A 9044-nucleotide genomic window follows, 5' to 3' on the forward strand; every position below is an offset into this window, starting at 1 on the left:
GAAACACACTTACAAATGCTTAAATAAAGAACCTAATTGATATCAATTAGGTTCTTTGTACCGATAATATAGGTTATGTTAACTAAATATGTATGAAATAATTCATGATGATAAATAGATTTAGTCCACAAGTCACTTTCCAGGGGGAACTGTACTAACAAATAAGAAATTAGTAGGCTTTTCTGTCTTGTTAAACCAGTTGTGAGGTCTAGTTGAATCCATATGAAGGCTATCTCCAGGGTACAGATCGTATTCCGTATCATCAAGAATAATAGTCAGAGTTCCATCAACAACATAAATAAATTCCTGTCCCTCATGAGAAAAAGGTGTATCTCGTTCGTCCCCAGGTAGTAAGGTAACTAAAATAGGTACAAACAAGGGATTTGATACATTCCCCGATAAATCAGAATAAGTAAAAGATGACTTATGTTCCATTTGTTTCTCCGTTGCTCGTCTAATCATGTTTTTATCAATTTGTATAGTATCTGGAAAGAAATAGCTTGGACTCACACCAAGAGCTTCAGATATTTTCCGTAAGGAGAGTAAAGTAATAGAACAAAGAGAACGTTCTACTTGAGACAAGAAGCTTATGGACAAATTCGTTTTTTCAGAGACTTCTTTTAATGTCATTTTTCTTTCTTTACGAAGGTTTTTTATTAAATTTCCTAAATCTTGTTTCATGTCAATCTCCTTAAATATAGTTTAATATAACAGGTTATACATTCCACTCTAATTTTCTAAAAAGTATTAAGGGTTCCTAGGCCAGATATGTAATACATACCAACTAAGGTATTATTGTATAAGGAAAACACTTACTAAGTTTTTAGAAGCATTTTTTCTCCCCTCAAGAACCTCAGTATAGCAAAGTTTAAAGCTTTGAAATTAAATTACATGTAAGGTTCCTTGATAAAGTGGTTGAATTTTAAGAAAACGATAAGTATAATGACGTTATTAGTCTTATTAAATTTAAGTGTCAATTAAATTTAATTTAATCTAAACTTAAATTATACAAAACTAATTTTAACATATTAACCTAACAAGATGAAGGTGTCTGTTTTTTAAGTATCTTATATAAGTTTAAGTGCTTTTTTTTACCCTAAAATTTAAGTTACAATTAAATTTTAGGGTATGAATAGTGTGTTATTTAAATAACAATTAAACAAAATATAATTGAATACGCTTACAAACTGATGTAAAACAGAACAAATGGATAGGTAGAAGGTTGCTATCAGATGACTAGGGGGACTCTATATGAAAAGTACTTTATCGATGGGACAACTTATTGCTGTCGGTCTCATGTTATTAGCGATGTTTCTTGGTGCAGGTAATATCATATTTGCACCTATGATGGGACAGTTAGCTGGAACCAACACATGGATAGCTTTTTCAGGCTTTCTAATTACAGGGGTCGGGTTTGTTCTATTAGCCATCATAGCTTTAGCTATTTCAGGTGGAACAGTAGAGAAGCTTGCTGGGAGAGTACATCCGATATTTGGCCTGTTATTTTCAATCGCACTTTTTTTGACATTAGGACCTATGTACGTAATTCCTAGAACTACATCCATAGTAAATGAGATATCCATTGTGCCAATTGTTCCTGATCATGTTATATCAAGTAACCTACTTCTGTTTATTTTTTCATTTGTTTTTATACTCCTTACGATATTACTATCATTAAATCCAAATAAGTTTGTTGATCATTTAGGGAAAGTAATAACCCCAATATTCTCTATTCTTCTTGCCATATTTGTAATCAAGTCCATTATAACTCCAATGGGTTCATTTGCTAAACCGAAGGAACCTTATATTCATAATGCTTTCTTCAAAGGATTTACAGAAGGTTATTATACGATGGATGTCCTTGCAGCCTTTATATTTGGGGGGATTTTCATAAAGTCAATTAGGAGTCTAGGGGTTAAAGGGAATAAAGAAACTTCAATTGTTTTTATTAAAGCAGGCACGATAACTGTAGTTGGATTAGCAGTATTACAATTATCATTAGCCTGGATTGGGGCATCAAGTGTTGAGTCTATTGGATATGCCGACAATGGGGCCCAAATTCTAGCCAATAGTGCTATACATTTACTTGGAACTGGAGGGAGTTATCTTTTAGGAACAGTTATATTTTTAACGGGAATAACAACCAATGTGGCATGTCTAGCAGCCGTAACTGAGTATTTTAGTAGAATCTTTCCAAAGGTTTCTTATAAACAATGGCTATTTATGTTAGCTAGTGTAAGCCTAATCATTACTAATTTTGGATTGAATACTATACTAGATTTTGCTTCACCCATCCTGCTCCTTTTATACCCAATTTCTATTACATTAATTATTCTTTCCTTTACTCATAACTTGTTTAAAGGTTATCAATCTGTATACATAGGTTCAATTATTGGTAGCGGATTTGTTGCTCTGTTGGATGCTTTAAGAGAAGCTCATATTTTTACAAACTTTATTAGCCAAACCTTTTCTTTTATTCCCTTTTTTAATATTGGTGCTGGTTGGATTATCACAGGATCCATTGGAGCCGTTATCGGTATGATTGTAGCTATCTTGAAAAAAACAGAAGAAAGGAAGTTTGATATAGGAAGATAAAGAGCATTCTGAATGTCATAATTAATAGATTTGATACTTATCTAATTCTTAGTTTTATTTTTATATGAATCAAATAATATTGGGGTGTTTGAAGTGAAGGAAGACGAAATGATCATATGTAGATGTGAAGAAGTAAGTTACAAAGAATTGGAGACTACAGCTACCAAGTATAAGTGTTCAGCTAGGGAATTAAAACTCCGAACTAGGGCAGGTATGGGGTATTGTGGGGGAAGATCATGCCGGGCGATGATAGATAAAATAGCTAATACATCATCTAATACTCAAAATCACACATGTGTATCACTGAAATATCAGCCACCTGTGCGCCCTATCAGCTTTGGAAATTTAGGAGGACACGATAAATGACACGAAGAATTTTAGAGCATCCTGTACTCGGAAAAATTGAGGATCATCATTATGTTTCCTTCACCTTTAATAATAAAGTTTATAAAGGGTTGGAAAACGAATCCTTAGCTGCTGCCCTTTTATCTAATGGAATTCGCACACTTCGATACCATGAAAATAGTGGATCACCAAGGGGAATTTACTGTAATATTGGCCATTGCTATGAGTGTAGAGTTTCGGTGGATGGTCAACAAGGTATCCGAGCATGTGTGACACCTATTCAAGAGGGGATGGTTGTGGAAAGTGATGGTCCAATACCAACACCTAGTAAGGCAGATGGAGGTCTTGGAAATGAATAATGTAATTATTATAGGTTCTGGTCCTGCAGGTTTAACAGCAGCCGTTACTTGTGCAGAACTTGGAATAAAGGTAGTTATCATTGATGAATATATGATAGCTGGTGGGAGATTACTCGGACAGCTTTATGAAGAACCAAAAGGTTCCTGGTGGAATGGAATTGAAGAATCTAAAAAACTATATAACAAAGCAATGAACCTTGGAGTGGAATTTTATTTAAACACCACAGTAAACAATATTGAAAAAAGAGAGAATTTATGGATTGTATATACAGAAAGAGGAGAGTTTTACACAAATAACTTATTACTAGCAACGGGTGCAGCAGAATCACCTGTCCCGGCTCCTGGCTGGACCTTGCCTGGGGTGATGTCAGTTGGTGCTGCCCAGGTTATGACAAATGTTCATAGGGTAAAACCTGGAGAGCGTGGGGTTATCATAGGCGTAAATGTTCTATCAGCTGCTATTGCGATGGAATTACAACTAGCTGGTGTAGAGATAGCTTGCCTTACTTTACCGAAAATAAACAGCGTTACAGAGGAGGCGGGTAATCCAAGAAAAGTATTAGATTCACTTCTCCACGTATCCCATATGGCTCCGTCTCCATTTGTTAAATATGGGAGCAAATTAATGCAAAATGACTTTATGAAAAAACTAGGGCTTACTTTTTATCCGAAAAATGGAGTGAAAATGTGGGACATTCCCATTTATCTTCGAAAAGCTGTAACGGAAATCTACGGTAAACATGAAGTAGAAGGGGTAACAATAGCCACAATTGATGCTAATGGGGAAGTGGTACCGGGTAGCGAGGAACATATTCAAGTAGATTTTGTTTGTATTGCTGGTGGATTATATCCATTAGCTGAATTAGCAGCTGTTGCAGGTTGTCCCTTTTATTTAGTGGAGGAATTGGGAGGCTATGTGCCTTTACATAATGAACGTATGGAAAGCCCTCTAGAAGGACTATATGTTGCAGGGAACATTACGGGGATTGAAGGAGCAAAGGTTGCTGCTGCCCAAGGGAGAACGGCAGGTTTATCCATAGCACAACATGCTGGAGTTAAAGGATTAGATATTGAAATTAAGTATTCTATTGAAATAACCGAAGAAACCCGGAATAGTGCATATATACAATTTCATCCGAAAATAGAAGAGGGAAGAAGAAAAATTTTAGAGCAGTGGGAAGCCTATCATTGTTCTAAAGGAGGAGTAAGATGAATAACAAACTTCATCGTGATGTTGTGGTTATTGGAGGAGGAATTATTGGTTCGTCAATTGCCTACTATTGCTCAAAATCAGGATTAGATGTAACAGTTCTTGAAAAAAATGAATTAGCTAGTGGGACAACTTCTAAATGTGATGGGAATATTCTAGCAATAGATAAGGATCCAGGATTTGATAGTCAAATGTCTCTAAAAAGTCAGCAGTTAGTATATGAATTAAATGATGAACTTGAAATCCCTTTTGAGTATCGAAATCCAGGTAGTATTTTAGTTTGTGAAAATGATATGGAAATGGAAGCTGCGCAAAAATGGGTACAACAGCAACAAGAGGCAGGACTAGATTTTCGAATGTTAGATAGGGAAGACTTACGCAATGAATCTAGTTATTTCGCAGACGATCTTCCTGGGGGGCTTGAGTGTAGGACTGACTCTATAATAAATCCCTATATGCTGACGTATTCCATGATTCAACGCGCAAAACAATTTGGGGCAAGGATCCATACAAATACAGAAGTAAAGAACCTTTATAGGAATAGAGAACATCAATTTATAATTGAGACGAATAAAGAAACCTTCACAGCTAACAAAGTGGTTAATGCCTGTGGTGTATGGGCTCCGTTTATTGGAGAAATGTTGGATGTAGATATTTCAATAAAACCGCGTAAAGGACATGTAATTGTTGCTTCTAGGCAACAGCCTGTTGGGTTAAGAAATGTAATGGAATTTGGTTATCTCATTTCGAAATTTGGTGGAGAGAGAAAAGTAGATCCATTAACTGATAAATATGGGATTGCCTTAGTTTTTGAACCTACTCAGAGTCAAAATTTTTTAATTGGGAGTAGTCGTCAATTTAATGGATATGACACGAAAGTGGATTATGAAATCATAAAAAATATCGCAAGAAGAGCCCTTCGTTTCTACCCTAAGATAGCGAATATGACGGTTATCAGAACATACGCAGGATTACGCCCGTGGACAGCTGACCACCTTCCAATCATTTCACAGGTTGAAGAGATGCCAGGGTTTTATATAGCAGCAGGGCATGAAGGGGACGGAATAAGTTTAGCAGCAATCACAGGTAAATTAATTGAGGAAATGATTAATGAAACACACACATCAATCCCAATTGATCCCCTTCGTTATAATCGATTTAAAATAAATGCTATGAAATGATTCAAATTAGCATGAAAAACCGTATGAAGATTTTTAATAAGCAAAATAATCGTTGAGGTGATGAGGGAAATGTTAATTTTAAATACCGATGACCAAAAAAGTTTAGCTGATATGAATGAGATTATTGAATGGGCTGCTGTTTCATTAAAGGAATTCTCAGCAGATAAAACCGTTACACCTATCCGTTCAGCCTTACCTTTCAATGAAGGACAAAATACCGCATTAGTCATGCCTTCCGTGGCTGAAGGACTTGGAAGTCTTGGATTAAAAGTAGTAAATGTAGCTCCAAATAATAAAGAATTAGGAAAGAAGACTATAAATGGCGTGGTGATGCTATCAGACTGCAAAACAGGAGAGCCACTTGCTCTTTTAGAAGGATCCTATTTAACTATGATGAGAACAGGGGCTTTATCAGGTGTAGCAACAAAATGCTTATCGCGTGAGAATTCAAAAAAGTTATGCGTGATTGGTACGGGAGAACAAGCAAAAGGACTAATTGAAGCTGTACTTGCTGTTCGAGATATTAAAGAAATCTTACTGTATAACCGAACTGAACAAAAAGCACAGGACTTTTCGGAATATATTAAAAGTAAATTTAGTAAACAGGTACGCATCTATTTAGATACAAACGAGGCAGTAAGTGAAGCGGATATTGTGGTTACAACAACCAATTCATCAACACCTGTTTTTTCAGAGTCTCTAAAATCAGGTACTCATGTGAATGCCGTAGGTTCCTTTAGACCAACAATGCAAGAGTTACCATCTCATGTGATTTCTCAGGCAGATAAAGTAGTCGTAGAATCCAAAGAAGCTGCATTAGAGGAGACTGGTGATTTACAAGTTCCTATACAAGAAGGCACATTTGATTCAAGTAATATCTATGGAGAACTTGGAAGGATTGTAAATGGAGAGTATAAAGGAAGGGTTAATGATCAGGAAATTACCGTGTTTAAATCAGTTGGACTCGCTGTTGTCGATATTGTTATTGCTCAGTATTTTTACAAAAAAGCAATTGAAAATAAGGTGGGCACTAGTATTCAACTATAAGTAGCCACATATGACTTAGCTTAATCTAAAAGAACAGATTTTAGCTATAATTATGTATAATCCACTCGTAAATAATAAGCGTCCGTTTAACCTTTAGATTAAACGGACGCCCTAAAACTTATATACTCAATTTCCTTTTTCTTTCTTTTTCCTTTTCTTTTTTCTTCATCATTTTCATGATAGACTCACCTTCTATATCAATATTAGGCAAAATTTTGTCCAACCATCGTGGTAAATACCAAGCAGATTTTCCTAATAAAGTCATGACTGCTGGTACTATGGCTAACCTTACAATAAAGGCATCAAAGAGAACACCAAATGTCAATGCCATCCCCATAATTTTGACCATCGGATCGGGAGTAAGCATAAAACCTGTAAAAACAGCGATCATAATCAATCCGGCTGCGGTTACTACATTACCACTATTTTCCATCCCAGCTAAAACAGCTTTTCGTGCATCACCTGTATGAATATATTCCTCTCTCATCCTACTCACAAGGAATACTTCGTAATCCATGGCAAGACCAAATAATATGCTCACCACAATGACAGGAAGGAAGTTTAAAATAGGGCTTGGGGTCGGGAACCCGAAGAAATCCATAAAATGCCCATCTTGAACTACAAATACAACAAATCCTAATGTAGCTCCTAATGAAAGAACAAAACCTAATACAGCTTTTAATGGTACAAGAAGAGATCTGAATACAATCACAAGAAGAAGGAAAGCAAACCCAACGATGATGATAGCGAATTTTACCAACGCCTGTGACAGACCTTCAGAAAGATCAATATCTGCTGCAGTCTGACCTGTTACCAGTAATTCAACTTCCTTATTAGATTTATCCCTAATGTCGTGAACAATATCTTTTGTTTTTAGATCGCTAGGACCTGTTTCAGGTGTTACAGATATCATAAATACCTTTCCTGATGAACCCGGTATCGCTGGATTTACTGTTTTTACATTTGAAATACCCTTGATTTCTTCAGTTATTTCATTAGCTGCTGTTTGTGCATCCTTTACACTACTATTTGTTTTCGCTACCACAACTAATGAGGAATGATATCCTGGTCCATAAGCTTCAGAAAGTAAGTCATACCCTCTTCGTTCTGTTGTTTCTACTGATTTTGTTCCATTGTCAGGAAGCCCAAGTTGCATGTGGAAAAATGGAGTACTTATAACAACTAGTAGCCCAATTCCTAAAATAGTTACTATAAACGGACGTTTTACTACAAATTTACCCCATTTATTAGAGGAAGTTTGTTTCTTATCTCTACCTGTTATTTTACTTAATAATCGATTACTCTTATAAGGACCCATTTTGTGACCCATAAGGGCTAATACAGCTGGTACCAAAATTAATGCAATGAAGACTGCGATTAAGACAGTAAATGCACCAGCAAATCCCATTGCCGTTAAAAAAGGTATTTCCGTAACGGATAATCCAATAAGTCCTATGATAACAGTAATTCCTGCAAAAACAACAGCACTTCCTGCAGTCCCCGTTGCGATTGCGATGGACTCTCTAACAGAATAATTTTCTTTTAACTGCTGCCTAAAACGAACAATGATAAACAATGCATAATCGATTCCGACTGCAAGCCCCAGCATTGCGGCCACAGAAAGCGATACGGATGGAATATCAATAAAATTGGTACCTACCACAATGGCTAGCAGCCCGATTCCTAATCCAATAATAGAGGTTAAAATCGGCATCCCTGCAGCCAAAAATGAAGTGAATGTGATAGCCAAGATAACGAAAGCAATAATGATGCCTATACCTTCTGCTGGTCCACCTGCTTCAGTTTTTGAAAAGGCGACCGTACCAGCTAGTTCTGTCTGAATTCCAGCATCACGCGTTGTTTTTATATTTTTTTTGACAATCTTTTTGGATGAGTCTGTGACTTTATCAGCTGCTACCTTATAAGTGACTGTGGCATAGCCTATTTTCTTATTTTCCGATAGGTTACCCAGTTGTACAGGTGTAGCGATTGAAGTAACCGCACGATCATCCTTTTTGATTTCATTTAATGTTTTCTCTATCACTTGATTGATTTTTTGCGAGTCTAATGTCTCGCCCTTTGGAGCTTTAAATACTAATTGTACTTGCCCACCTGATTTTTCCTCAGAAGAAGGAAACTCTTTTTGAAGCAATTCTCCAGCATCAGCAGATTCCGTGTTTGGCATAGACATTTCTTCACTAAAGGACATTCCCATATTTACCGCCAAAACACCGAGAGCAATCAATATTGCTATCGTTCCACTAATAATCTTAACCTTATTTCCTGCTACCCAATATCCTAATTTAT

General features: G+C 36.2%; 8 protein-coding genes. 6 read left to right on the forward strand and 2 right to left on the reverse strand.

Going from position 1 to position 9044, the window contains the following annotated elements; translation table 11 throughout:
* Positions 1-132 precede the first annotated feature (132 nt).
* Positions 133-681: a helix-turn-helix domain-containing protein gene (locus MOC86_RS25930; protein WP_268586782.1), complete on the reverse strand. Its 549-nt coding sequence runs from the start codon at positions 679-681 to the stop codon at positions 133-135.
* Between the two features lie 570 nt (positions 682-1251).
* Between MOC86_RS25930 and brnQ the strand changes: the two genes are divergently transcribed.
* The 6 genes from brnQ (at position 1252) to MOC86_RS25960 (ending at position 6737) form a co-directional block, all read left to right on the forward strand.
* Positions 1252-2595: a branched-chain amino acid transport system II carrier protein gene (gene brnQ, locus MOC86_RS25935; protein WP_268586783.1), complete on the forward strand. Its 1344-nt coding sequence runs from the start codon at positions 1252-1254 to the stop codon at positions 2593-2595.
* A gap of 93 nt (positions 2596-2688) precedes the next feature.
* Positions 2689-2961, forward strand: coding sequence for a (2Fe-2S)-binding protein (locus MOC86_RS25940; protein WP_268586784.1), 273 nt, complete (start codon positions 2689-2691; stop codon positions 2959-2961).
* Positions 2958-3299: a (2Fe-2S)-binding protein gene (locus tag MOC86_RS25945; RefSeq protein ID WP_268586785.1), complete on the forward strand. Its 342-nt coding sequence runs from the start codon at positions 2958-2960 to the stop codon at positions 3297-3299. Before MOC86_RS25940 ends, MOC86_RS25945 begins: the two co-directional genes overlap by 4 nt.
* On the forward strand, positions 3292-4512 hold the full coding sequence (locus MOC86_RS25950; protein WP_268586786.1) for an NAD(P)/FAD-dependent oxidoreductase: 1221 nt from the start codon (positions 3292-3294) through the stop codon (positions 4510-4512). The genes MOC86_RS25945 and MOC86_RS25950 overlap by 8 nt, the downstream gene beginning before the upstream one ends.
* Positions 4509-5690 (forward strand): NAD(P)/FAD-dependent oxidoreductase, encoded by a 1182-nt coding sequence (locus tag MOC86_RS25955; protein WP_268586787.1) that lies wholly within the window; start codon positions 4509-4511, stop codon positions 5688-5690. The genes MOC86_RS25950 and MOC86_RS25955 overlap by 4 nt, the downstream gene beginning before the upstream one ends.
* Before the next feature lie 69 nt (positions 5691-5759).
* Positions 5760-6737, forward strand: coding sequence for an ornithine cyclodeaminase family protein (locus tag MOC86_RS25960; protein ID WP_268586788.1), 978 nt, complete (start codon positions 5760-5762; stop codon positions 6735-6737).
* 118 nt (positions 6738-6855) lie between these two features.
* Here MOC86_RS25960 and MOC86_RS25965 read toward each other — a convergent pair.
* A partial coding sequence (locus tag MOC86_RS25965; RefSeq protein ID WP_268586789.1) for an MMPL family transporter occupies positions 6856-9044 on the reverse strand: 2189 nt, incomplete at its 5' end.

This window comes from Priestia endophytica (assembly GCF_026790145.1).
Lineage (GTDB): Bacteria > Bacillota > Bacilli > Bacillales > Bacillaceae_H > Bacillus_I > Bacillus_I endophytica_A.

Excerpts from the sequence above, each read along its gene's own strand:
- MOC86_RS25930 (WP_268586782.1), bottom strand. The coding sequence starts at position 681 with ATGAAACAAGATTTAGGAAATTTAATAAAAAACCTTCGTAAAGAAAGA.
- brnQ (WP_268586783.1), top strand. The coding sequence starts at position 1,252 with ATGAAAAGTACTTTATCGATGGGACAACTTATTGCTGTCGGTCTCATG.
- MOC86_RS25945 (WP_268586785.1), top strand. The coding sequence starts at position 2,958 with ATGACACGAAGAATTTTAGAGCATCCTGTACTCGGAAAAATTGAGGAT.
- MOC86_RS25950 (WP_268586786.1), top strand. The coding sequence starts at position 3,292 with ATGAATAATGTAATTATTATAGGTTCTGGTCCTGCAGGTTTAACAGCA.
- MOC86_RS25955 (WP_268586787.1), top strand. The coding sequence starts at position 4,509 with ATGAATAACAAACTTCATCGTGATGTTGTGGTTATTGGAGGAGGAATT.
- MOC86_RS25960 (WP_268586788.1), top strand. The coding sequence starts at position 5,760 with ATGTTAATTTTAAATACCGATGACCAAAAAAGTTTAGCTGATATGAAT.